The sequence below is a fragment of the Streptomyces sp. NPDC004051 genome, from assembly GCF_053604275.1.
Genome location: NZ_JBSGHG010000049.1, coordinates 21,439 through 46,556, shown reverse-complemented (window position 1 = coordinate 46,556; position 25,118 = coordinate 21,439). Strand labels below are relative to the sequence as shown.

19 protein-coding genes are annotated in these 25,118 nt (G+C 71.6%); 15 read left to right on the top strand and 4 right to left on the bottom strand.

The features are described 5' to 3' along the window. Nucleotides 1–279: 279 nt before the first annotated feature. The gene (locus tag ACWEQO_RS31870; protein ID WP_452986105.1) at nt 280–1,740 is read left to right on the top strand and encodes a metallophosphoesterase family protein; all 1,461 of its coding nucleotides are present in this window, start codon (nt 280–282) and stop codon (nt 1,738–1,740) included. Between the two features lie 169 nt (nt 1,741–1,909). Further along, complete coding sequence (locus ACWEQO_RS31865) at nt 1,910–5,284, top strand: pyruvate carboxylase (RefSeq protein ID WP_452986104.1); 3,375 nt, start codon at nt 1,910–1,912, stop codon at nt 5,282–5,284. Between the two features lie 80 nt (nt 5,285–5,364). On the opposite strand, the gene ACWEQO_RS31860 is transcribed toward ACWEQO_RS31865, so the two are convergent. Both ACWEQO_RS31860 and ACWEQO_RS31855 read right to left on the bottom strand, forming a co-directional pair. After that, complete coding sequence (locus ACWEQO_RS31860; RefSeq protein WP_361459208.1) at nt 5,365–5,862, bottom strand: carboxymuconolactone decarboxylase family protein; 498 nt, start codon at nt 5,860–5,862, stop codon at nt 5,365–5,367. Nucleotides 5,863–5,931: 69 nt separating this feature from the next. Further along, nucleotides 5,932–7,560 (bottom strand): PucR family transcriptional regulator, encoded by a 1,629-nt coding sequence (locus tag ACWEQO_RS31855; RefSeq protein WP_361459210.1) that lies wholly within the window; start codon nt 7,558–7,560, stop codon nt 5,932–5,934. Between the two features lie 181 nt (nt 7,561–7,741). Here ACWEQO_RS31855 and ACWEQO_RS31850 point away from each other — a divergent pair, with 181 nt between their 5' ends. Next, on the top strand, nt 7,742–9,010 hold the full coding sequence (locus tag ACWEQO_RS31850; RefSeq protein ID WP_361459212.1) for an NAD(P)/FAD-dependent oxidoreductase: 1,269 nt from the start codon (nt 7,742–7,744) through the stop codon (nt 9,008–9,010). A 42-nt stretch (nt 9,011–9,052) separates the two neighbouring features. On the opposite strand, the gene ACWEQO_RS31845 is transcribed toward ACWEQO_RS31850, so the two are convergent. Next, nucleotides 9,053–9,967, bottom strand: coding sequence for a YceI family protein (locus tag ACWEQO_RS31845; protein ID WP_452986103.1), 915 nt, complete (start codon nt 9,965–9,967; stop codon nt 9,053–9,055). Nucleotides 9,968–10,387: 420 nt separating this feature from the next. On the opposite strand from ACWEQO_RS31845, the gene ACWEQO_RS31840 reads away from it, so the two are divergent. Beyond that, entirely contained in the window at nt 10,388–10,645 is a 258-nt protein-coding gene (locus ACWEQO_RS31840; protein WP_361459216.1) for a hypothetical protein, read from the top strand. A gap of 394 nt (nt 10,646–11,039) precedes the next feature. Here ACWEQO_RS31840 and ACWEQO_RS31835 read toward each other — a convergent pair whose 3' ends face one another. Then, nucleotides 11,040–12,536 (bottom strand): glucose/sorbosone family PQQ-dependent dehydrogenase, encoded by a 1,497-nt coding sequence (locus ACWEQO_RS31835; RefSeq protein ID WP_452986102.1) that lies wholly within the window; start codon nt 12,534–12,536, stop codon nt 11,040–11,042. An 820-nt stretch (nt 12,537–13,356) separates the two neighbouring features. On the opposite strand from ACWEQO_RS31835, the gene ACWEQO_RS31830 reads away from it, so the two are divergent. The 11 genes from ACWEQO_RS31830 to ACWEQO_RS31780 all read left to right on the top strand — a co-directional run bounded on the left by ACWEQO_RS31830 (nt 13,357) and on the right by ACWEQO_RS31780 (nt 25,082). Then, a complete protein-coding gene (locus ACWEQO_RS31830; RefSeq protein ID WP_452986101.1) occupies nt 13,357–14,553 on the top strand; it encodes a 4-hydroxybenzoate 3-monooxygenase in 1,197 nt (398 codons plus the stop codon). A gap of 14 nt (nt 14,554–14,567) precedes the next feature. After that, nucleotides 14,568–15,281: an HD domain-containing protein gene (locus ACWEQO_RS31825; RefSeq protein WP_452986100.1), complete on the top strand. Its 714-nt coding sequence runs from the start codon at nt 14,568–14,570 to the stop codon at nt 15,279–15,281. A 139-nt stretch (nt 15,282–15,420) separates the two neighbouring features. Continuing rightward, nucleotides 15,421–16,206, top strand: coding sequence for an IclR family transcriptional regulator (locus tag ACWEQO_RS31820; RefSeq protein WP_361459224.1), 786 nt, complete (start codon nt 15,421–15,423; stop codon nt 16,204–16,206). A gap of 127 nt (nt 16,207–16,333) precedes the next feature. Continuing rightward, on the top strand, nt 16,334–17,593 hold the full coding sequence (locus tag ACWEQO_RS31815) for a cytochrome P450 (protein WP_361459226.1): 1,260 nt from the start codon (nt 16,334–16,336) through the stop codon (nt 17,591–17,593). Nucleotides 17,594–17,596: 3 nt separating this feature from the next. Beyond that, nucleotides 17,597–18,667, top strand: coding sequence for a PEP/pyruvate-binding domain-containing protein (locus ACWEQO_RS31810; protein WP_452986099.1), 1,071 nt, complete (start codon nt 17,597–17,599; stop codon nt 18,665–18,667). A 23-nt stretch (nt 18,668–18,690) separates the two neighbouring features. Continuing rightward, nucleotides 18,691–20,511, top strand: a complete 1,821-nt coding sequence (locus ACWEQO_RS31805) for a PEP-utilizing enzyme (protein ID WP_452986098.1) — start codon at nt 18,691–18,693, stop codon at nt 20,509–20,511. 6 nt (nt 20,512–20,517) lie between these two features. Beyond that, a complete protein-coding gene (locus tag ACWEQO_RS31800) occupies nt 20,518–21,282 on the top strand; it encodes an SDR family NAD(P)-dependent oxidoreductase (RefSeq protein ID WP_452986097.1) in 765 nt (254 codons plus the stop codon). Nucleotides 21,283–21,303: 21 nt separating this feature from the next. Continuing rightward, the gene (locus ACWEQO_RS31795; RefSeq protein ID WP_361459234.1) at nt 21,304–21,624 is read left to right on the top strand and encodes a 2Fe-2S iron-sulfur cluster-binding protein; all 321 of its coding nucleotides are present in this window, start codon (nt 21,304–21,306) and stop codon (nt 21,622–21,624) included. A 6-nt stretch (nt 21,625–21,630) separates the two neighbouring features. After that, entirely contained in the window at nt 21,631–22,899 is a 1,269-nt protein-coding gene (locus ACWEQO_RS31790) for an NAD(P)/FAD-dependent oxidoreductase (protein ID WP_452986096.1), read from the top strand. Between the two features lie 12 nt (nt 22,900–22,911). Then, nucleotides 22,912–23,583 (top strand): HD domain-containing protein, encoded by a 672-nt coding sequence (locus tag ACWEQO_RS31785; RefSeq protein ID WP_361459238.1) that lies wholly within the window; start codon nt 22,912–22,914, stop codon nt 23,581–23,583. After that, complete coding sequence (locus tag ACWEQO_RS31780; RefSeq protein WP_361459240.1) at nt 23,580–25,082, top strand: aldehyde dehydrogenase family protein; 1,503 nt, start codon at nt 23,580–23,582, stop codon at nt 25,080–25,082. Before ACWEQO_RS31785 ends, ACWEQO_RS31780 begins: the two co-directional genes overlap by 4 nt. Nucleotides 25,083–25,118 lie beyond the last annotated feature (36 nt).

Here is a 25,118-nt window from a genome sequence, read left to right as displayed (position 1 = left end):
AGCCGACGTGCTCTTCGCGATGCTCCGCGACGGCACCTTCTACGAACCCCAACCCGCCCCCACGGGTTGACGAAACCCATAGGGGCACCCCCCCCGCGTTCCGGCGCCGCGCCCCGCGCCGACCGTGCCGGCGAGGAAGCGGCGGCGCCACGGGTACGCCGTTCGCTTCGGTCACCGTGCGCCGGCCGAAGGCCTCGGTGAGCATCTCCGGTATGACGGTATGACCCTCGGCCACGGGGCGGGCCGGCGTCCAGGGCTCTCGAACGGAGAAACGCGAACATGATGCACCGGACGGTCGTCCTCGCCCTGATGAGCGTGCTGACCGCAGCGCTCTCGGCCGGGGCGGCCCTCGCGGGGACCGCACCCCACGACGGAGGGCCGAAGCCGCCCCCTCCACCGGGGGCCGGCCCCAGCGGCGAGGCATGGGCATGGACCCAACTGACCAGTCGCGGCACCCAGATCCGCTACGTGACCACCGACACCACCCTCACCTGCCCCACCGTGCGCTACACCGTGGGCACGGTCAGGGGGCCCTTCCCGATGCACCGGGTGAGCACCCCGGGGTCGTCGCAGTTCCCCACCACCGTGTGCGAGTTGGGCGTGCCCCTCGGAGCCTTTGACGCGGTGCTCCAGCAGTCGACGGTCCAGGCGGCCGTGGTGCACCCCGCCAACCGTCGGCTCCCCCTGCCGAACTGGACCGACACCACACGCCCCGGCACCATCGGCGTCATCGGCGACACCGGCTGCCGGGTCACGACGGCGGGTCCCGACCAGGACTGCGCGAACCACCAGACCGGCTGGCCGTTCCCGCAGATCGCGGACAGCGCCGCCACGGTGACGCGACCGGACCTCGTGATCCATGTCGGCGACTACCTCTACCGTGAGGACCCGAGCCGGGCGAACGACACGGCGGCCAATCCGGGCTGCACCACGCAGGCGGACAGATTCAGCTGGCCGTGCGTCGTCGCCGACTTCTTCCGGCCGGCGGAAACGCTGCTGGCCACGGCACCGGTCGCACTGACCCGAGGCAACCACGAGGACTGCAACCCCGCGCAGCAGGGCGGCGCGGGCGGCGCGTGGTTCCGCTACCTCGCCGACGACCTCCGCGCCGACGGATCGTGCAGTCCCTACACCGCCCCCGTGGAGATCCGCGCGGGCACTCTGAACCTCCTCTCCGTGGACTCCTCCTTCGCGGACCCGGCCGACAACGGAAGCACGGCGCAGCGGGCGGTCTACACCGCGCAGTTCGACACCGTGAACCAGGCCGCGCGGCAGCACCCCACCCACGATTACTTCGTGTTCACCCACAAGCCGCTGTGGATGGTGCGATCGGCCGGCCCCCCGGCCCGATCGGTGACCCGGGTCCTCGACGAAGCCGTCGCCGACACGGCCCTGGGCCGGCTGGAGGACAACATCCGCATGGTGCTCTCGGGCCACGTCCACCTCTACCAGATGATCGATTTCGACACCGTCCGCCCGCCCCAGGTGACCGTGGGCTTCTCGGGCGGAACACCACTGGACCAGGGCCCGAACGACGCAGGTGTCGTCGGACAGCCGGTCGGTACGCCGCCGCAGCCCGTCCACCAGTCGATCACCCAGGGAGGAGTCTTCGGGTACGGGCTCCTGCGCGACAACGGCGCGACCTGGGACCTCACCTCCCACGACACGGCCGGCGCCGTCCGCGGTCAGACCTGCACGCTGAGCACGAGCACCACCAACAAGGCCTTCACCTGCCACTGAGGGCGCGAACGATGGCGGAGATGCCTCACGGCACCTCCGCCATCGGCGCGACGTCCCTCTCGGTTCCGGGGGCGCCGGAGGCGCCGGGGAGTGGCCCGGCTCACATGGCGTAGTGGGCGCGGCACCGACACCATGGTCTTCGTCACCCGGCAGGCTGAAGGGATCAAGAATGTTCCGCAAGGTGCTGGTAGCCAACCGTGGTGAGATCGCGATCCGGGCGTTTCGCGCAGGCTACGAGCTGGGCGCCCGAACCGTCGCGGTCTTTCCGCACGAGGACCGCAACTCGCTGCACCGGCTCAAGGCGGACGAGGCGTACGAGATCGGGCAGCAGGGGCATCCGGTGCGCGCCTACCTCTCCGTAGAGGAGATCATCGGCGCGGCGCGCCGGGCGGGAGCCGACGCCGTCTACCCGGGGTACGGATTCCTGTCCGAGAATCCCGAGCTGGCCCGCGCCTGCGAGGACGCGGGCATCACGTTCGTCGGACCGAACGCACAGATCCTCGAACTGACCGGGAACAAGGCCCGCGCGGTGGCCGCGGCCCGTGAGGCGGGCGTACCTGTACTGGGATCCTCGGCGCCCTCCACCGACGTGGACGAGCTCGTCCGTGCCGCCGACGACATCGGCTTCCCCGTGTTCGTCAAGGCGGTCGCCGGGGGCGGCGGGCGCGGAATGCGCCGCGTGGAGGACCCCGCCCAGCTGCGGGAGGCCGTCGAGGCCGCCTCCCGGGAGGCGGAGTCCGCGTTCGGCGACCCCACGGTCTTCCTGGAGAAGGCCGTCGTCGAACCCCGCCACATCGAGGTGCAGATCCTCGCCGACGGCGAGGGCAACGTCATCCACCTGTACGAGCGCGACTGCTCGGTGCAGCGCCGCCACCAGAAGGTGATCGAACTCGCGCCCGCGCCGAACCTCGACCCGGAGCTGCGGGACCGGATCTGCGCCGACGCCGTGCGCTTCGCCCGCCGGATCGGCTACCGCAACGCCGGGACCGTGGAGTTCCTCGTCGACCGCGACGGGAACCACGTCTTCATCGAGATGAACCCGCGCATCCAGGTCGAACACACCGTGACCGAAGAGGTCACCGACGTCGACCTGGTGCAGGCGCAACTGCGCATCGCCGCCGGTGCGACGCTGGCCGACCTCGGTCTCGCCCAGGAGAACATCACCCTGCGGGGCGCCGCGCTGCAGTGCCGCATCACCACCGAGGACCCGGCCAACGGCTTCCGCCCCGACACCGGGCGGATCAGCGCCTACCGCTCACCCGGCGGCTCCGGCATCCGACTGGACGGCGGCACCACCCACGCCGGCACCGAGATCAGCGCCCACTTCGACTCGATGCTGGTCAAACTGACCTGCCGGGGCCGGGACTTCACCACCGCGGTCAACCGGGCCCGGCGCGCCGTGGCCGAGTTCCGCATCCGCGGCGTCGCCACGAACATCCCCTTCCTGCAGGCCGTGCTGGACGATCCGGAGTTCCAGGCCGGACAGGTCACCACGTCGTTCATCGAACAGCGCCCGCACCTGCTCACCGCACGCCACTCCGCCGACCGCGGCACGAAACTGCTGACCTACCTCGCCGACGTCACGGTGAACAAGCCGCACGGCGAACGGCCCGAGCTGATCGACCCGCTGACCAAGCTGCCCCGGCTGCCCGCCGGCGAGCCGACGGCCGGGTCCCGGCAGCGGCTCACCGAACTCGGCCCCGAGGGCTTCGCCCGATGGCTGCGCGCGTCACCGACCGTCGGCGTCACCGACACCACCTTCCGCGACGCCCACCAGTCGCTGCTCGCCACCCGGGTCCGCACCAAGGACCTGCTCGCCGTCGCCCCGGTGGTGGCGCGCACCCTGCCCGAACTGCTCTCCCTGGAGTGCTGGGGCGGCGCCACCTACGACGTCGCCCTGCGGTTCCTCGCCGAGGACCCGTGGGAGCGCCTGGCCGCCCTGCGGGAAGCCGTGCCGAACATCTGCCTGCAGATGCTGCTGCGCGGCCGCAACACCGTGGGCTACACGCCGTACCCGACCGAGGTGACCGACGCCTTCGTCCAGGAGGCGGCGGCCACCGGCATCGACGTCTTCCGCATCTTCGACGCGCTGAACGACGTCTCCCAGATGCGGCCCGCCATCGACGCCGTACGCGAGACCGGGACGGCCGTCGCGGAGGTCGCCCTGTGCTACACCGCCGACCTGTCCGACCCGTCCGAGCGGCTCTACACCCTGGACTACTACCTGCGCCTGGCCGAGCAGATCGTCGAGGCGGGCGCGCACGTCCTGGCCGTCAAGGACATGGCCGGCCTGCTCCGGGCGCCCGCCGCGGCGACCCTGGTGTCGGCCCTGCGCCGGGAGTTCGACCTGCCGGTCCACCTGCACACCCACGACACCTCCGGCGGTCAGCTCGCCACCTACCTCGCCGCGATCCAGGCCGGAGCGGACGCGGTCGACGGGGCGGTGGCGTCCATGGCCGGCACCACCTCGCAGCCGTCCCTGTCGGCGATCGTCGCGGCGACCGACCACTCGGAGCGGCCCACCGGTCTCGACCTCCAGGCCGTCGGCGACCTCGAGCCGTACTGGGAGAGCGTCCGCAAGGTCTACGCACCCTTCGAGGCGGGCCTGGCCTCACCCACCGGCCGGGTCTACCACCACGAGATCCCCGGCGGGCAGCTCTCCAACCTGCGCACCCAGGCCATCGCCCTGGGCCTGGGCGACCGCTTCGAGGACATCGAGGCGATGTACGCCGCCGCCGACCGGATGCTCGGCCGCCTGGTGAAGGTCACCCCCTCGTCGAAGGTGGTCGGTGACCTGGCACTGCACCTGGTGGGCGCCGGGGTGTCCCCGCGGGACTTCGAGCAGGATCCGGACCGGTTCGACATCCCCGACTCCGTCATCGGCTTCCTGCGCGGCGAACTGGGCACCCCGCCCGGCGGCTGGCCGGAGCCCTTCCGGACCAAGGCACTGCGGGGCCGCGCCGACGCCAAGCCCGTGCGGGAACTGACCGCCGACGACCGTACCGGACTGACGAAGGACCGGCGGGCCACGCTCAACCGGCTGCTGTTCGCCGGTCCGGCCCGCGAGTTCGAGACCCACCGCCAGTCCTTCGGCGACACCAGCGTCCTGGACAGCAAGGACTTCTTCTACGGGCTGCGTCCCGGCAAGGAGTACACCGTCGACCTCGACCCCGGGGTGCGGCTGCTCATCGAACTCCAGGCCGTGGGCGACGCCGACGAGCGCGGCATGCGCACGGTGATGTCCACCCTGAACGGCCAGCTGCGACCGATCCGGGTCCGCGACCGGGCGGCGGCCTCCGACGTCCCGGCCACCGAGAAGGCCGACCGGACCGACCCCGGCCATGTCGCGGCGCCGTTCGCCGGAGTGGTGACCCTCGCGGTCGCCGAGGGCGACGAGGTGGAGGCGGGGGCCACGGTGGCCACCATCGAGGCGATGAAGATGGAAGCCGCGATCACCGCCCCGAAGTCCGGCACGGTGAGCCGGCTGGCCATCAACCGCATCCAGCAGGTGGAAGGCGGCGACCTCCTGGTGGAACTCGCCTGACCCGGCCGCGGACCGCGGACGTCCCCGCTCGGCAGAGGCGTGAGCGGGGACGTCCGCCGTCGCCGTCCCCCCGGGGGTGTTCAGCCGGCCGGTGTCGCGGTGCGGCTGCGCACCGGGTGCTTGCTCAGGACGGAGACCCGGTTGAAGGCGTTCATGGTGATCGCCACCCAGATCACGGCGGAGATCTCGTCCTCCGACAGCACGGAGCGCGCGAGCGCGTACGCGGAGCTCTGCGCGTCGGCGTCCGTGGGCAGGGTGGTGACCTCGGCGAGTGCCAGCGCGGCGCGCTCGCGCGGATGGAACAGTTCGGTGTCGCGCCAGGCGGCCAGCACGCCCAGGCGCTGCGTGGTCTCGCCGGCGCGCAGCGCCCGCGTGGTGTGCAGGCTGAGGCAGAACGCGCAGGCGTTGAGCTGGGAGACCCGGATGTTGATCAGCTCGACGAGGACACGGTCCAGACCGGCGTCGGCCGCGACCTTGCCCACCGCCTCGGCCGTGGCCGCCAGCGCGCGATAGGCGTCCGGACTCTGCTTGTCGACGAACACCCGCTGGTCCGTGGTCTCCGCTGCCGTCTGGGTCACGTGAACTCCTTCGTCGCGCGGTGTCTGAACCCCTGTTCCTATCATCCATGATTGTTGAAGGCTGTAGTTTCAGCGGCCGGTCGGAGGCGGCTCCTCGCCCATCGCCGTGAGCTGAAGCCGCAGCGCCAGCCGTACCCGGGGCGAGGACAGGTCCACCGGGGCCACCTCCTCCAGCTTGCGCAGCCGGTAGCGCAGCGTGTTGGGGTGGATCCGCAACAGCCGCGCGGCGCTCTGCGGGTCGCCGAAGTGGTCCAGCCAGGCCGCGAGCGTCGCACGGTACGGCGTGCCGTGCTCCTCGTCGTGCGCGCGCAGCGCGGCGAGCGGCCCGCCGAGCAGGCCCGCGTCGATCCCGACGGCCGCCGTGGCACGCTCCACGACGACGGCGTCCCAGGCGTCCTCCATCAGGACGAGCCCCGTCCGGCCGGGGAGCGGGAGCCGGCCGGCGCCGACCAGCCGGTGGAGCTCGCCGGCCTCCGCGGTGGCACGGGGCAACTGGTCGGGGGAGCGGACGGTACAGCCCGTCGCGGCGTACAGACCCGGGTCATGGGCGTGGACCTCACGCAGTACGTGCCGAAGCCAGTCCAGGGTGCCCGCACCGGCATCGGCCATGCCCCCGGCGGTGACGGGGCGCCTGCCCCGCGGCCGCTCGACGACCAGGCCGAACAGCAACCCGTCGAGGTCGGTCAGCAGGGGTTGGTGCCAGCCGAAACGGAGCGCGACCGACTCCCACAGATCCAGCTGCCTGCGCACGTCGGTCCCGTCGGGGGAACCGAAGGCCACCACCCGCCAAGGCCCCGCCGGCAGCGCGGACGCGGAGCCCGGACCGGTGCCGGCGGCGGCACCCTCACGCAGGGTCACCCGCAGCTGCCCCGTCGAGACCCGTCGTGCGATGCCGGCCTCGGCACGCAGCCGCAGCAGGTGCAGGGCGAGGACCGAGGCCACGTCGCTGAGCTCCCGGATGCGTTCCGGGGGGACCGGAGAACTGACCACCGCCCAGATCGAACCGAGCCACTCGCCGCCGGCCCGTACCGGGATGATCAGCCGGGGCAGGGTGCCGTCGGGGCCGGCCGGGGTCCAGATGGGGTCGCTGGAGCGGGCGAGCCTGCGGAAGACACCGCCGGCCCGGAAATGGGTGAGGGTCTCCGGGGGCACACGCCGACCCACGATGGTGGAAACACGCGCCGGATCGGTCGTGTCCTGCCGCGCGGAGTAGGCGAGAACCCGGGACTGCGCGTCCTCCACCGTCACCGGCGCATCGATGATCTCGGCCGCCGCATCGGCCAGCGCGAACAGGTCGACGTGCGGTCCGGGACTGCCGAGGCGACTGGTGTCGGGCGCGGAGGCCCGGTCGATGACGCCCCGCAGCAGCCAGACGACATGCGCCCACGACGTGTGCGGCTGCAGCTCTACCAGCGCGGGGCCCGCCAGTTCGCGGGCGGCACGGGCCACCTGCGGATCACCGGCGAAGGGACCCTTGAGCACGACGCCCCCGGCCGCCGCCCGGGCGGCACGTTCCAGCAGGGCGAGGGCCCCGGCCCGGTCGGCCACGCCCACCCCCAGGACGAGCTCTCCGGGCCGGCCCACGGCCTCCCCGGGCTCGGCCAGGGCGACATCGTGCACTTCGGCGTCCCGGGCCGCCACGACGGTGCGGAGGAACCCGGCGCCCAGGGAATCCACCAGATCGGTGACCGTGATCATCCTCGGCCCCCAGCGGCACGACGGCAGCAGCTCATGAACAGGGTCATGCCCCCATTGTGACCCGGAGGCATGGTTCCCGGTGCACCACGTGCAAGGCCCCCATTGGCCGTACAGCACAAAGACAACGGCGCGGCCCGGGCTCACCATCGAAGACACCACCGCCTTGGAGAAGAGGTTCCGCATGACCCGCCCCGCCTCGCCCGCGCACTCCGGCCCCCGCTCCGTCGCCGTCGTCGGCGCCGGCATGGTCGGACTGTCCACCGCCTGGTTCCTTCAGGAGCGAGGCGTCGACGTCACCGTGTACGACCGCGACGGGGTGGCCGCCGGCTCCTCCTGGGGCAACGCCGGATGGCTGACCCCCGGCCTGGCGACGCCGCTGCCCGAGCCCGCGGTCCTCAGCTACGGCGTACGCGCGGTCCTCAGCCCGTCCTCCCCGGTCTACGTCCCGCCCAGCGCCAACCCCGGCCTGCTCAGGTTCCTCGCGGGATTCACCCGGAACAGCACCGCGACACGGTGGCTGCGGGCGATGCGCGCGCTCGTCCCCATCAACAGCCTGTCGCTGTCCAGCTTCGACACGCTGGCCGAAGGCGGCGTCGAGGCGCGGACCCTCGACGCCAAGTCCTTCCTCGCGGCCTACCGCACGGCAGCGGAACGCCGGGTCCTGCTGGAGGAACTGGAACAGATCCACGCCGCCGGACAGCGCATGGAGTTCGACATCCTCGACGGCGACGAGGCCCGGGGGGTCGAGCCGTCCCTCTCGGACGAGATCGGCGCGGCGATCCGTCTGCACGGCCAGCGCTACATCGACCCCGGACACTTCGTGCACGCCCTGGGTGACGCGGTCCGCGCCCGGGGCGGCGAGATCCGGGAGAGGACGGAGGTCACCGACGTGCGGGACGCGGCCACCGGTGCCGTCGTCCGCACCGGTGACGGCCAGGACCGGCGCTTCGACGCGGTGGTCCTGGCCACCGGAGCCTGGCTCGGCCGCCACGCCAGGAAGTTCGGGGTCCGCTCCGTGGTGCAGGCCGGACGGGGGTACAGCTTCAGCGTCCCGATCGAGCACGTGCCGACCGGACCCGTCTACTTCCCCGGCCAGCGCGTCGCCTGCACCCCGCTCGGCGACCGGCTGCGCGTGGCCGGAATGATGGAGTTCCGCAAGCCGGAAGCGCCCCTGGACGCGCGCCGGATCAAGGCCATCGCCGAGGCGGCCCGCCCGCTGCTGCGCGGCGCCGACCTGGACGCCCGCAAGGACGAGTGGGTCGGATCGCGTCCCTGCACGACCGACGGACTGCCCCTGATCGGGGCCACCCGCTCCCCCCGGGTCTTCGCCGCCGGCGGACACGGAATGTGGGGCATCACCCTCGGCCCGGCCACCGGACAGCTGCTCGCCGAGACCATGGTCACCGGCGCGCGCCCCGCACCGCTCGCGCCGTTCGACCCGCTGCGCTGACCGGCCGCCGACGGTGGGGCGGGAACACCCGCCCCACCGTTCCTAGTGGGGCGGGGTCGGTGTGTCGTGGGTCCGGTACATGGCCTGCACGTCGAGCGCCAGCTGGACCGTCGGCCCCACGACGGCGATGCCGCGGGCGAGCATGGAACGCCAGTTGAGGGTGAAGTCCTCGCGATGCAGCTCGGCCTCGGCGAGGGCGGCACAGCGCAGCTCCTGCTCGTAGCCGCCGTTCACGGTGCCGAGATACTCGGTGTCGAGGCCCACCGAGCGGGTGGTGCCGTGCATCGTGAGGGTGCCGTGCACGGTCCACCTGGAGCCCCCGTGGTAGGCGAACCGCGTGCTGGTGAAGTCGATGTGCGGGTAGTTCTCGACGTCGAGGAAGTCGGCCGACCGCAGGTGGTTGTCGCGGGTCTGGTTGCCCGTCGAGATGCTGGAGGCGTCGATGCGCACCGAGACCTGGGAGTCGCCCATGTTCTCCGCGACCCGGATGCCGCCCTCGAACCGCGTGAAACGGCCGTGGACATGAGCCATGCCCACGTGCTTGGCGATGAACCGGATCGCGGTGTGCGGAGGGTCGAACACCCAGGTCCCGGCGGGCGGCAGCTCCAGCCGGCGGCCGGGCTCCAGCACGACGCGTGCGGGGGTGAGAGCCACCCCGGCGACGATGTCGACGGTCTCGCGGGCGGGTGACAGACCCTCCGCCGCCAGCATCACGCTGTACCTGCCCGGGGGCAGGGCCGCCATGTAGTAGCCGTACGGGTCGGTGGTGCCGCGGGCCGCGACGCGGTGGCTGTCCAGCTCGGTCACCGTGACCTCGGTCGCGCCCAGCGGCTGCCCCAGGGCATCGACGGCCTCGCAGCCGAACGCCCCCGCGCCCGCCGGCAGGGGGACCGAGAGGCCCGGCGCGGCGCCGGAGGCGCCCTGCGGGCGCAGACGCCGCAGCAGTCCGAGGACCATGGTGTTCACCTTTCTTCGCGCGTGTTTCCGCCGGGCCCGCACGGCACGCAGTGTTCGCGGATGCCAAGAGCCAGGGGAGTGGGACATCGGTACGAGGGGCGGCCCGTCATTGATCCTAAAGCCGTCGGAAGGGGAGAGTGACTGCTCCCGACGTCGGCGCGGACGCCGTACGGTGCCGGGTGAGCCATCGGGGACGCGATGCTTGAAGGGGAATGTGCCGGTTTGCGGGAGTCTTTCTTTGCGGTTCCGCTCCAGCAAATGATGGGAACGTGTCAGGGTGTTCATGCATCACTCGCGATTTCGGTGCACAGTGCACACGATCCGCACACGCCGCCGGGGTCGTCCGGACCGATGAGTCCTCGTGCGTCCCGTGGTCCAAGGAGGAGACGAGGGGGAAGGCGTTCCCCGCGCGGCAGAGCGGTGCGGACGACGAAGCTCACGCTGACGCGGTTTCTGGCACTGGGCGGTGTCTGTCAGGGCCCGGGGTCTTCGGAGGAGTACACCGGTGGCGGATTCACCCGGGACGGCTGGTTCGTGCCGTACCCGGACGAGGCGTTCGAGCAACCGGCCGCCACCTGGCTCGGCCAGGCGGACGCGTTGCTGCTGGGCCGCCGCACCTGTGTGAGTTTCGCGCGGGACCGGCCGAAGCCGACCGAGCCCCCCTCGGCCCGCTCGTGAACAGCCTGCCGAAGTACGCGGCCTCCCACAGCCCGACCGAGGCCGGGTGGAGTCCGACCACGATCCTCTCCGGCGACGTTCCCGCCCGGGTCGCCGGCCTGGAACGGCAGCCCGGCCGCGAGCTGCAACTCCACGGCAGCGCCCGGCCGGCCCGGCCCCTGCCGGCCTGCGCCTCGTCCGCCACGAGGCGACACCGCGCGGACCGGCGGTCCACGTCTGCGCATCAACCGGACAACCCGAGTACGGGACTTACGGAGCCGGCGCACAGGTGGCCACCGGACGCGCGGCACGGCGAAGGTCCTCGCCCCGGGGCCGGCCTGTGACGGGGTGTGACCGGGCGGGGCGAGGACGGCTGCGTGCCGCAGGACGCACCGGGCAGATGAGGGGCGCCGATTCAGCCCTGCAGGCGGTACTCGATGATCGCACCCGGGTTCTCCAGGGGGTCGCTCACCGGACTGCCCTGCGCGTCTCGGACGGGGCCCGCGGAGTCGGTCGCGACGAAGAGGGACCTGCCGTCGGCGCTGAACTCCGTGTCACGGAAGCGGTTGTGCTCCATGATGAGCTCGGTGACCTTGCTGACGCCCTGGCCTCCCGGTGCGAGGTCGACGCGGTAGACGGTGCCGTCCTTGAGGGTGGTCATCACCAGGGAGTTCTTCCAGCCCGGGATGCCCTCACCGGTGGCTTCGGCGGACTTCCTGGACATCCCGTAGTGCTCGAAGCTGGAGGGCGCGACGGTGGGCCAGCACAACGACCACTCCTCGCCCTGCGCGCACCTGGGATCCTGGAAGTTGAAGTCCGAGCCCACGGTGCCGAAGGTGTGGATCGGCTGCACGAAGGGCTGCTTGAAGTCGGTCTCCTGCTGGACGGGGACCGTCTTGGGGATCTCGAAGTTGCTGAAGGTCAGCTCGTCGCACGGTGTCGGCCACGAGGCGGACCAGTTGGCGTACACGTAGGCCTTGTCGTCGCGGTAGCCCGAGACGTTCGGCCAGCCGTAGTTGCCGCCCTTCTTCAGGATGTTGATCTCGTCGTCGGTCTTCGGGCCCTGCTCGTTCGAGTAGAGCGTGCCGTCGGGGCCGAAGGCCAGGCCCTGCGCGTTGCGGTGCCCGTAGGTGTAGACGTGGCTGCGCACGCCGCCCAGGACCGGGTTGTCCGAGGGGACCGAGCCGTCGGTGTTCAGCCGCAGGGTCTTCCCCTGGTAGGCGATCCAGTCCCTGCCCTCGACTTCGTGTGCGGTGGGCAGCCGCATGGCGTAGCTGGGCTTGCAGAAGTGCCCGAACTGATTCACGCCCTGGTCACCGATGGTGTAGTACAGCTTGCCGTCGGGACCCAGGCGCAGCCGCGCCGACTGGTGATCGTTGCTGGACGGCAGGCCGGCGATGACGGCCTTCGGGCTGTGCAGCCGCTTCCGGCCGGGGTCGTAGGTGTACCGCTCGATCTTGGTGCGGGCCTGCACGGCCGGGGTGGGGTCGATGTCGTTGGTGTAGGAGATGTACGCGTACACCTCGCCGGTCCCGCGCCGTTCCTCGATGGCGAGGCCGAGCACGCCGTCCTGCCCGCCCTCGGTGTGGACGGCCTGCGGCAGGCTGAGCAGGGTGGTCTTGGCGCCGGTCTTCGGATCGACCCGGGTGACCTTCTTGCCGCTCTTCTCGGTGACCCACAGGGATCCGTCGGGAGCCCGTACGACCTCGTAGGGGTTGTTCAGCCCGGTGGCCACGACGCGCTTGGCGAACATGCCCGAGGCGGGCGGTGTGCCCGTACGGGCGGGAGGGGAGACGGCATCGGAGTCGGAGTTCCCCGATGGGTCCCCGCCGGTGACGGCGGCGCCGGTGAGGGAGGCGCCGAGGGCCAGGACGAGTGCGGTCGTCACCGGCCCGCGCAGTATGTGGTGCATGCAGTTCCTTCCGGAGGTGTGCCCCCCGTTCAGAGCATTGCTCTAAGTGAGCGATCCGGCGCTCCGGGTGAGATGGCGCTGTGCCGTTCGGGTGACGAGAGGTCGTGACCAGGAGGCGGGAAACGTGCGAAAACCCGCCCGGCCGGAGTGGAGGAACACCTGAAGTTCCCCTCGGGAGTGAGGAGTTCGAGGGCGGAGTGCGACGTTCCGGTGGGGAAGCGCCCAGGCCGTCCACACGGCCGTGTGTCTGCGGCCCGCGGTCTTGCCGCACTTCGTACGGTGCGCCCGGTCACGCCGTGGGGCCGCTGCGCGCGGCCGACCCGGCGCCGGCGCGCAGCTTCGTCGGCCTCGGCGAAGCGGCCCCACATCTGCGACCGCGCCGGCTCGGGCGGCGGCTCGTGCGCGGACAACGGTACGGCGAACAGATCGTTGCGCAACTGCCTCATCATCGCCTCGTGCTCGTAGCCGAGGCCCGAAAGCGCCATGCCGGTCCCGGGTACCGGCTCCCGCCAGGGCTTTCACGGCGCCCGGGTCCATACCTGAAGCCGCACCGGTGGCGACCGCGATCCTGCCGTCGAGTTCCCTTGTCGATCCCCTCGCCGTTGAGGTGTGACCTGTCGCCTTCGGCACGAGTCGCGACTTCTCGGACGGTGAAGTGCGGTCGACCCGACCAGGAATCCGACACCTGTCCGGGCTTGGCTCCCCAGGATGTCCGGGCGCCGAAAGCCGACGGGTCGCGCCAGGGAGGTGCCCTGGTCCGATTCCACTGGACGGAAGAGGAGCCTGGCCGGGCGGCTCGGGCGGACGCAGAATGTCGCCCATGTCCTCCTCGCGCATTCACAGCCGTACACAGATCGGCATCGTCGGAGCCGGCCCAGCCGGCCTGATGCTCTCCCACCTGCTCGCCCGGGCCGGAATCGATTCCGTCGCGATCGACCTGCGCGGCCGCCGGGAGATCGAGGAGACCCACCGCGCCGGGATCCTCGAGCAGGACTCGGTCGACCTGCTGGTCGACACCGGCGTCTCGGACCGGGTGCACCGCGACGGTTACCGCCACGACGGCATCGAGCTGGCGTTCGGCGGGAGCGGCCACCGCATCGACTTCCAGGGGCTGGTCGGCGCCTCGACCCAGCTCTACCCCCAGACCGACGTCTTCATCGATCTCGCCGACGCCCGCGAACGCGACGGCGGCGACGTCCGGTTCGGCGTCACCGACGTCACGGTCGACGGTCTCACCTCCGACTCACCGGTCATGCGGTTCACCGACGCCGACGGCACCCGCCACGAGGTGCGCGCCGACTTCCTCGTGGGCGCCGACGGGTCACGCAGTCTGTGTCGCCGCGAGGTGCCGGAGGCGCGGCGCACGCAGTACTTCCGCGAGTACCCCTTCGCCTGGTTCGGCATCCTGACCGAGGCGGCGCCCAGCGCGCCGGAACTGATCTACAACCACTCGCCACGGGGTTTCGCGCTGATCAGCCAGCGCACCGAGACCCTCCAGCGGATGTACTTCCAGTGCGACCCCGCGGAGGACGCCGCCACCTGGTCCGACGACCGGATCTGGGAGGAGCTCCAGTCACGCGTCGGGGCCAACGGCCACACGCTCAAGGAGGGGCCCATCACCTCCAGGACCGTGCTGCCGTTCCGCAGCTTCGTCCAGGAGCCGATGCACCACGGCCGGCTGGTGCTCGCCGGCGACGCCGCGCACACCGTGCCGCCGACCGGCGCCAAGGGCCTCAACCTGGCCCTGGCCGACGTACGGGTACTGGCCGAGGAACTCGAGCGGGCGGTCGCGAGCGGTGACACCGCCCCGCTGACGACCTACAGCGAGCGGGCCCTCGGCCGGGTCTGGAAGGCCCAGCACTTCTCCTACTGGATGACCACGATGCTGCACACGCCGCCGGGGGCCGACCCGTTCGACGTCCGGCGCCAGGAGGGCGAACTGGCCGCGGTGACCGGCTCGACCGCGGGCTCGACCTACCTCGCCGAGGCCTACACCGGCTGGCCGGAAGGACGGTGAACACGGTGAACACGATGAACACGATGAACCCGATGAACACGGCACCACCCCGGCAGAGCCCGGCCGCCAACCAGCTCGGCACGGACGTCACCGGTCACCTGCCCGACCGCGCCGGCGTGCCCGGCACCGCGGGTTTCCGGCCCGAGGACGACGCCGTGTGGCGCCTGGCCGTCGACCACCTCCACGTGCGGAGCAACGACGGCCACACCGCCTACTCCTACGGTCTCGCCGCGGCCCTGTGCGACCTGCACCCCGAGGCCGACCGCGATGTGGTGCTGCCCGCGATCATCCTCCACGACACCGGCTGGTCGAGGGTGCCCGAGGACGAGGTGCTCGAGGCCATCCGCCCCGGCGGGGGCCGCCGCGACCTCGTCCTGCGCCACGAGAAGGAGGGCGCCGCGATCGCCGCGGACATCCTCGCCCGGCTCGGCCACGATCCCGAGCGGACGGCCGAGATCGTCGAGATCATCGACGGCCACGACACCCGGCTCACCGCGCTCTCCCTCAACGACTCGCTGGTCAAGGACGCCGACAAGCTCTGGCGGCTCACCCCGCACGGCGTGGACACCGTCATGGACTGGTTCGGGCTGACCCGTGAGCAGGCGCACACGCTGATCGGCAGCCGGGTCCACGACCACCTGTTCACCGACGCCGCCCGCACCATGGCCCGCGCCCTCGCCGCGGTCGCGACGATCGACAGCACGCCCCAGCGGATCGCGCTCGGCTGAGACGGGTGAGCGCCCACGGCCGGCGGGTCACGCCCCGTAGGGGGCGCGGCCCGCCGGCCCGCGCGGGCGGCCCGCCCACGTGCTCGACGGGCCGCCCGCCGTGCGCGACGATGGCACCCCGACGATCTCTGGAGGTCTCATGCGCGGTGACGGCCGCACGGTGACCTCGAAGGCGTTCGCACTGCTCAGCGCCTTCGAGAGCGGTCCCAACGCGCAGTCCCTGAGCGACCTCGCCGAGCACGCCGACCTGCCCCTGCCCACCGCGCACCGCCTGGTGAGGGAACTCGTCGAGTGGGGCGCGCTGGAACGTGACGAGCAGGGCCGCTACACCGTGGGCCTGCGACTGTGGGAGGTCGCCCAGAACGCCGGCCGCCATCTGCGCGACACCGCGCGGCCCTACCTCCAGGACCTGTTCTCCCTCACCCACGAGACCGCGCACATCGCGATCAGGGACGGCGACGAGGCCCTCTACATCGACCGGATCTACGGCTCCACCCGGGTCCCCCGCGCCTCCCGCGTCGGCGGGCGCCTGCCGCTGCACGCCACCGCGGTCGGCAAGGTGCTGCTGGCCTACGAGGAGGAGTGGGTGCGCGACGCGTACCTCGCCCACCGGCTCGAGGCGGCCACCCGGCACACCCACGTCAACCCCGGACGGCTGGCCGCGGAGCTGCGCAGGGTCCGCGACGAGGGCTACGCGACCACCCAGGAGGAGGTGCGCGCCGGATCGTGCTCGATCGCCGTCCCGGTCCGCATCGAACCCCACCCGGCCGCCATCGGCCTGGTCATGCTGTCGAGCGACGGAAGCACCATGACCCGCCACCTGCCGGCCCTGCGGGGCATCGCGCGCCGCATCGAGGCGGCCGCCGTCCGCCCCCAGCCCAGCCTCGCCCGCATCCCGCGGCGGTCGGGCCGCGGCCGCTCCTGACCCCGCGCCGCCCGCCTCCCGGAGCACGAACCACTTCCGTCCAACGGAAGTCACACATGGACCTTCCAGGTGCCCGGGGTCACGATGAGGTGGTCGTCACACGGCGACGTGATGAACAGGAGGCGGGATGACGTCGACCCAGACCCCGGCCGGCACGGCTCCGGGCTGTCCGATCCATCACGGCTACGAGCCGTTCGCCCAGGACGACCCGTTCCCGTCGTACGCCGCCCTCCGCGCGGAGGAGCCGGTGATGTACGACGAGCGGATCGGCTGCTGGGTGGTGAGCCGCTACGACGACATCAAGGCGGTCTTCGAGGACTGGGAGACCTTCTCCTCCGAGAACGCCCAGGCGCCGGTGCGCGAGCGCGGTCCGCAGGCGAAGCGGATCATGGAGGAGGGCGGCTTCACCGCCTACTCCGGCCTCTCCGCCCGGGTTCCCCCGGAGCACACCCGGATCCGCAAGGTCGCCGCCAAGGCGTTCACCCCGCGCCGGTTCAAGGTGCTCGAGCCCGACATCCGCGCCAACGTGGTACGGCTGCTCGAGGCGATGCTGGCCCGCTCCGAGCGCCACGGCGACCTGGTCCGGGACCTGGCCTACGACGTACCGACGATCACGATCCTCACCCTGATCGGCGCCGACGTCTCGCAGATCGACACCTTCAAGCGCTGGTCGGACTCCCGCTCGGCCATGACGTGGGGCGACCTCTCCGACGAGGAGCAGGTGCCGCACGCCCGCAACCTCGTCGAGTACTGGGCGGAATGCCGCCGGCTGGTCGCCGAGGCCCACGAGACGGAGCGGGACAGTCTGGTCGGCGACATGGTCCGGATGCAGGCCGAGGGCGACCCGATCAGCGACCACGAGATCGCCTCCGTCTGCTACTCGCTGCTCTTCGCCGGACACGAGACCACCACCACACTGATCTCCAACGCCCTGCGGGTGCTGCTCTCCCACCCCGACCAGTGGCGGCAGATCGTCGAGGACCCCCGCCGCATCCCCGGCGCGGTCGACGAGGTGCTGCGCTACAGCCCCTCCATCGTCGGCTGGCGCCGAAAGGCCCTGCGCGACGCCGAGATCGGCGGTGTGACGGTCCCGAAGGGCGCCGACATCCTGCTGCTGATGGGTTCGGCCAACCGCGACGCGTCCCGCTTCGAGGACGGCGAGTCCTTCGACATCGGCCGGGCCAACGCCCGTGAACACCTGTCCTTCGGATTCGGCATCCACTACTGCCTCGGCAACATGCTGGCCAAGCTCCAGGCGAGGATCACGCTCGAGGAGACCGCCCGCCTCGCGCCCGGCCTCCGCCTCGCCGACGACTCCGACATCCACTTCGGTGACAACCTCTCCTTCCGCGCGCCCGCCGCGGTCAGGGTGACTTGGGAGGACTGATCCGTGAACGACTCCATCGTCTTCTTCGACAGCGGCCACGCGCCGGCACTCGAACTGCTCGGCGGCAAGTGCGCCTCGCTGCTCTCCATGACCACCGCCGGCATGCCCGTACCGCCCGGCTTCGCCGTGACCACGGCCGCCTTCGACCGCTTCGTCGACGGCAGCGGCCTGCGCGAGGAGATCCAGGCCGCCCTCGCCGAGATCGACCCCGACGACGTCGCGTGCGTCGACCGGGTGTCGGCGAGGATCCGGGCCGCGATCGAGTCCCGGGAGGTCCCCGACGACATGCACGGCATGCTGCGGGACGCCTACCACACCCTGATGGCGCGCTTCCCCGAGGAGGTGCCGGTCGCGGTCCGCTCGTCCGCGACCGCCGAGGACCTCCCCGACGCCAGCTTCGCCGGCCAGCAGGACACCTACCTCTGGCTCACCGGCTACCCCGCTGTGAGTGAGCACGTACGACGGTGCTGGGCCTCGCTCTACACCAGCAGGGCGATCACCTACCGGCTGCGCAACAACATCCCCGAGCAGGACCTGTCGATGGCCGTCGCGGTGCAGAAGATGGTCAACGCCCGCTCCTCGGGCGTCGCGATGACCCTCGACCCCGCCAACGGCGACCGCTCCAAGATCGTGATCGACGCCTCGTGGGGGGTCGGCGAGATGGTGGTCTCCGGACAGGTCACTCCCGACAACATCCTGCTCGACAAGGTCATGCTCACCGTGGTCGGCGAGCACCTCGGCGACAAGCACGCCGAACTCGTCCCCGACCCGCGGACCGGCTCGCTCGTCGAACGCGAGGTCGAGCCGGACCGCCGCGCGGTGCGCTGCCTGACCGACGACGAACTGCTCGCCGTCGCAACCCTGGCCAAACGGGCCGAGAAGCACTACGGCTGCCCGCAGGACGTCGAGTGGGCACTCGACGCCGACCTGCCCGGCGGCGAGAACCTCCTGCTCCTGCAGTCCCGCCCGGAGACGGTGCACTCCGCCGCTCCGGCCGCCCCGGCCGCTCCCAGGGCCTCGGGCCCGGCCGGCTTCTCCATGACCGGTCTCACCTCCTCCCTCATTGGCCGCTGAGCCCGAACCGCAGAGGAACCCGCATGACCACCGAACAGACGATGAAGTCTTTCCCGAAGCCCTCGGAGATCGAGGTGCCCGCCGGTGCCGAGGGGTGGGAGCGGCTCTACCCCTACCACCTCGTCTTCGACAACGCCCCCGGCGGCGACGAGAAGTTCTGGTTCTGCGACAGCCAGCACTGGCCCACGGTGTTCAAGCCGTTCGAGACCATCGGCGGTGAGTTCGCGGTCAAGTGTCTCGGCCAGTACAACACCCGCCACCTGCTGATCCCGCCGGCGAACGGCATCGAGTTCAAGATCCACCTCGGCTATCTGTACATGAGCCCGGTGCCGGTGCCGGAGGGCGAGATCGCCGCCCGCGTACCGGAGTTCGAGCGTCGCGCCGGCCACTACTTCCAGAACTGGGACAGCCTGCTGGAGGCCTGGCACTCCAAGGTCCGCGCCACGATCGACGAGATGGAGGAACTCGAGTTCACCGCGCTGCCCGACGCCGTGCCGTTCGACGACATCGTCTCCGGCAAGGCCATGGACGGCTCCCAGGTGCTGATGGAGAACTACGACCGCCTGATCGCCCTGCTCTACCGCAACTGGCAGTACCACTTCGAGTTCCTCAACCTCGGCTACCTCGCCTACCTCGACTTCTTCGGCTACTGCAAGGAGGTGTTCCCGGGCATCCCCGACCAGGCCATCGCGAAGATGGTGCAGGGCGTCGACATGGAACTGTTCCGGCCCGACGACGAGTTGAAGAAGCTCGCCGTCAAGGCCGTGGAGATGAAGCTCCAGGCGGCGTTCGCCGACCCCGACGACGTCGAGGGCACCCTGCGGGCGGTCCGCGACGCGGGCGGCGAGGAGTGGCTCGCGGCGTACGGGGCCGCGCAGGACCCGTGGTTCAACTTCACCGTCGGCAACGGCTTCTACGGCCACGACAAGTACTGGCTGGAGCACCAGGAGATCCCGCTCGGCTACATCAAGGACTACATCCGGCGCGTCGAGGAGGGGCAGGACATCATGCGGCCCGTCGACGCGCTGATCGCCGAGAAGGAGCGGATCGTCGGCGAGTACCGCGACCTCCTCCAGGGCGGGGCACAGGAGCAGTTCGACGCCAAGCGAGGTCTGGCCGCCACCGCCTACCCCTACGTGGAGAACCACAACTTCTACATCGAGCACTGGACCATGGGCGTCTTCTGGCGCAAGGTCCGCGAGCTCGCCCGCGTGTTCACCGACGCCGGCTTCTGGGCCGAGCCCGCCGACATGCTCTACCTCAACCGCAACGAGGTGCGCGACGCGCTCTTCGACCTCGTCACCGGCTGGGCGGTCGGCGCCGAGTCGGCCGGGCCGCACTACTGGCCGGCCGAGATCGAGCGGCGCCGCGGCATCATCGACGCGCTCTCCACCCGCCGTCCGCAGCCGGCGCTCAACACCCCGCCCGCCCAGATCACCGAACCCTTCACGATGATGCTCTACGGCATCACCACCGACCAGGTCCAGCAGTGGCTGGCCGGGGACGAGGGCGGTGACGACGGCGCCATCACCGGCATGGCCGCCTCACCGGGAGTGGTCGAGGGCACGGCCCGCCTGATCACCTCCGCCGACCAGCTCAGCGAGGTCCAGGACGGCGAGATCCTCGTGGCCACGATCACCGCACCGTCCTGGGGCCCGATCTTCGGCAAGATCAAGGCGACCGTCACCGACATCGGCGGCATGATGAGCCACGCCGCCATCGTCTGCCGCGAGTACGGCCTGCCCGCCGTGACCGGCACCGGCTCGGCCTCGACCACCATCCGCACCGGCCAGCGCATCCGCGTCGACGGCACCGCCGGCCGTGTCGAGATCCTGGAGAGCTGAGCCACCATGTCGCTCCCCCACCCTCAGGCGCCCGCCCGCACCGTCCTCGTGACCGGTGCCGCGGGCGGCCTGGGCCGGGCCTTCGCCCTCGGCTTCGCCGGCCGAGGCTACCGCGTCGCCGTCGCCGACCTCGACATCGACGGCGTCAAGGAGACGGCCCGCCAGGTCCAGAACGCCGGGGCCGACGCCTGGCACGGACGCGTCGACGTCACGGACCCCGCCTCCACCGAGGAACTCGCCACCCGGGTCGCGGCCTTCGGCGGCGGCCGGATCGACGTCCTCGTCAACAACGCCGCCGTGTACGGCACCGTCACCCGCTCGCCGCTCGAGGACATCGACCCCGCGGAATGGGACCTCGTGATGGCGGTCAACCTCAAGGGCCCCTGGCTGATGACCCGCGCCGTCAGCCCGCACCTGCCCGAGGGCGGCCGGGTCGTCAACCTCTCCTCGGCCACCGTCTACAGCGGCTCGGAGAACTGGGCGCACTACGTCGCCTCCAAGGGCGGCGTCATCGCGCTCACCCGGGTGATGGCCAAGGAACTCGGCCGCCGCTCGATCACCGTCAACGCGATCGCACCGGGCTTCACACTCACCGAGGCGAGCCGCGGACTGCTCGAGGACGCCGAGTCCTACGGCGTCGACCGCGGCTCCCTGCGGCGGGCCAGCCGGCCCGAGGACATCGTCGGCGCCGCGCTCTACCTCGCCGGCCCCGACAGCGACTTCGTCACCGGCCAGACCCTGGTCGTCGACGGCGGCCGCCAGTTCATCTGACCTCGAACCAGGAGGAAAGTCATGCCCCAGGTCACCTATACCGACCACACCGGCGCGTCCCGCACGGTGGCGGCCAACGTCGGCGACTCGGTCATGGAGACCGCGGTCCGCAACGGCGTACCCGGCATCGTCGCCGAGTGCGGCGGCTCCCTGTCCTGCGCCACCTGCCACGTGTACGTCGACCAGGACGCCCTCGACTCGCTCCCGCCGATGGAGGAGATGGAGGACGAGATGCTCTGGGGCGCCGCCGAGGACCGGCAGGACAACTCCCGCCTCTCCTGCCAGCTCAAGGTCACCGAAGGCTGCGACCTGCACGTGACCACCCCGACCACCCAGGTGTGAACGACCATGGCTGACGGACTGCTGATCATCGGCTCCTCGCAGGCCGGCGTCTCGCTCGCCACCTCCCTGCGCGCGCTCGGGTACGACGACCCGATCACCCTGCTCGGCGACGAGAACCACCGCCCCTACCAGCGGCCCGCCCTGTCGAAGGAATGGCTGCAGGGAGACATCACCAACGAGTCGCTGATGTTCCGCTCCCAGGAGTACTGGGACGAACACCGCATCGACGTGGTGAAGAACGAACGCGTCATCCGCATCGCCAAGAACGACGACGGCTCGGGCATCGCCCACTCCATGTCGGGCGCCGACTTCCCCTTCGACCGGCTGGCGCTGGCCGTCGGCGCGCGGGCCCGGCGGCTGCTGCTCGACGGCGTCGACCTGCCCGGCGTCCTCTACCTCCGCAACGCCGACGACGCCCTCGAACTCAAGGCCCGGGTACCCGACGTGCGCGACGTGGTCGTGATCGGCGGCGGCTTCATCGGCATCGAGGCGGCCGCCTCCCTGACCAGGATGGGCCGCTCGGTCACCCTGCTCGAGGCGGCGCCCCGGCTGGTCCCGCGGGCCGTCGGCGAGGAGACCTCGGCCTACCTCCTCGACCACCACCGGGCCACCGGCATGGACATCGTGCTCGGCGCCTCGGTCCGCCGCATCGTGCCCCGCGGCGACCGGGTCGGCGGCGTCGAGCTCGCCGACGGCCGGACGGTCCCCGCCGACCTGGTGCTGGTCGGCGTCGGCGTCATCCCCAACACCGAACTGGCCGAATCGATCGGCCTGGTGTGCGACAACGGTGTGCGGGTCGACGAGTCCGCCCTCGCCTCCGACGGGGTCACCGTCGCCGTCGGCGACTGCGCGAACCTGCCCAACCCCGTCCCCGGCGCCCCCGCCGGCGACCGGGTGCGCTTCGAGAGCGTCAACAACGCCATCGAACAGGCCAAGGTGGCGGCCTACGCCATCACCGGCCGCCACGAGGAGTACGCGGGCATCCCGTGGTTCTGGTCCAACCAGGGCGACATCAAGCTCCAGATCGCGGGGCTGTCCACCGGGTACGACCGCACGCTGGTCCGCGCCGACCCGGAGCGGGGAAAGCACTCGGTCCTCTACTACCGCGGTGACCGCATCCTGGCCGCCGACTGCGTCAACCACCCGCTGGACTTCATGGCGGTCCGGGGCGCGCTGGCCAAGGGCCTGTCCATCCCCCACGACGCCGCCGCCGACCCGTTCGTCCAGCTCAAGTCAGTGACCGTCGACCCGGCCGCCCTGGTCGCGGCCGACTGAGAAGGGAACCCCATGCCCACCGCGCTGCCCACCGAGCGCCCCATACCGGCGCCCGGACCGGTCGACACCTCGCCCATCTCGTTGACCCCGGCCCCCGGTGACGACCTCGACCCCCTATGGAAGGCGGTCGTCCCCGAGACCCGCACGCGCGCCAACGACATCCACCTGCCGATCTCGCTGGCCTACGCCGAGCGGCTGTGCGACTCCTTCCCCCACGCCGACCGGCTGCTGGTGCGCGTGGCGATCCAGTTGCACGACACCGGGTGGGGGAGGGTCGACGAGGAGCGCATCCTCTCCGAGGGCTTCTCCGGCGACTGGCGCAAGGCCGAGATCCGGTTCGAGCACGAGAGGCAGGGCTGCGCGATCGCCCGTGAGGTGCTGCCCCCACTCGGCTACGACGACACGTTCGTCCAGCAGGTCTGCGACATCATCGACGGGCACGACACCCGGAAGGAGGCGTACTCACTGGAGGACGCGCTGGTCCGCGACGCCGACCGGCTGTGGCGCTTCGACCACGCCGGGATCGCGCTGGCCTCCGGCTGGTTCCGCATGGACCCCGCGGCCTACAGCGACCGGCTCGAGACGGAGATCATTCCCGAACTGCTCACCGTCCCCGCCGTCGCCATGGCCACCGCCACCCTCAACCGCTCGCGCGCCCTGCTCAAGACGGCCGTGATCCGATGAGTGCCACCGACGCCCGGCCGGCGACCGGACGGACGGCGCCCACCCGGCCGGAGCCCCGCTGGACCCACGTGGACGATCTCTACGTCGACGGCGCCTGGACCCGCTCGACCGCCGCCGCCCGGCTGCCGCTGGTCGACCCGGCCACCGGCCAGGAGTGGGGATCGGTCCCGGACTGCTCGGCCGACGACGTCGACGCCGCACTGTCCGCCGCCGACCGGGCCTTTCGCACCGGCCCGTGGCCGCGGACCACACCGTCGCAGCGGGCCGCGCTGCTGCTGCGGATCGCCGACGAGGTCGAGGCCCGCGCCGCCGACACGGCGCTGACCAACACCCTGGAGAACGGCTCGCCGATCAGCGAGACCCGCGGCGCCGCCGCGAACGCGGCGGGCATCCTGCGGCACGTCGCCGGACTGGCGTCCTGGCTCGAGGACGAGGACGTACGGCCGTTCCCGGCGGGGGGCGCCGAGACCGTCGTACGCAGGGACCCGGTGGGCCCGTGCGTGCTGATCGCGCCCTGGAACTTCCCGATCAACCTCATGGTGGTCAAGCTGGCGCCGGCCCTGCTCGCAGGCTGCACGGTCGTCATGAAGCCCGCGCCCGGCACATCGCTGTCGATCCGGTTCGTGGTCGAGGCGTGCGAGGCCGCAGGTGTCCCGCCCGGGGTGGTCAACCTGGTCACCGGCGGCGGTGAGGCCGGCGACCGGCTGGTGCGCCATCCGCTCACGGCCAAGGTCGCCTTCACCGGGTCGACCCCGGTCGGCCGCCGGATCGCGGCCGCGTGCGGTGAACTGCTGCGGCCGGTCACCCTCGAACTCGGCGGCAAGTCCTCGGCGATCGTGCTCCCCGACGCGGACCTCGAGCAGATGTCCGCGGCGCTGATCCGCACCTGTCTGCGCAACACCGGGCAGACCTGCTACATCTCCACCCGCATCCTGGCCCCCTCGGAGCGCTACGAGGAGGTGGTCGACATGGTCACCCGCACGGTCGAGGCCGCTCCACAGGGCGACCCCTTCGACGAGCGCACCGTGTTCGGGCCCATGGCCTCGCGGGCGCAGTACGAGGCGGTGTGCGACCACCTCGAGTCGGCCCACGAGGAAGGGGCGCGAGCGACCGTCGGCGGACGCCCCGCCGACACGGAACGGGGCTGGTTCATCGAGCCGACGGTCTTCGCCGACGTCACCCCCGGCATGCGGATCGCACGCGAGGAGGTGTTCGGGCCGGTGGTGAGCGTCCTGCGCTACGACGACGTCGACGAGGCCGTCGCCCTCGCCAACGACACGTCGTTCGGGCTGGGCGGCGTGGTGTTCTCCGCCGACCGCGAGGCCGCGCAGGCGGTCGCCGAACGCATGGACACCGGATCCGTCGGCGTGAACTTCTTCGGCTCCAACCACAACGCCCCCTTCGGCGGGCGGCACGACTCGGGGCTGGGTGTCGAGTACGGGATCGAGGGCCTGTCCCAGTACGTCACCTTCAAGTCGATCCACCGCCGTACCGGCTGAGCCACTGGAGAAGGAGGCGGTGAAGGGGATACCTGG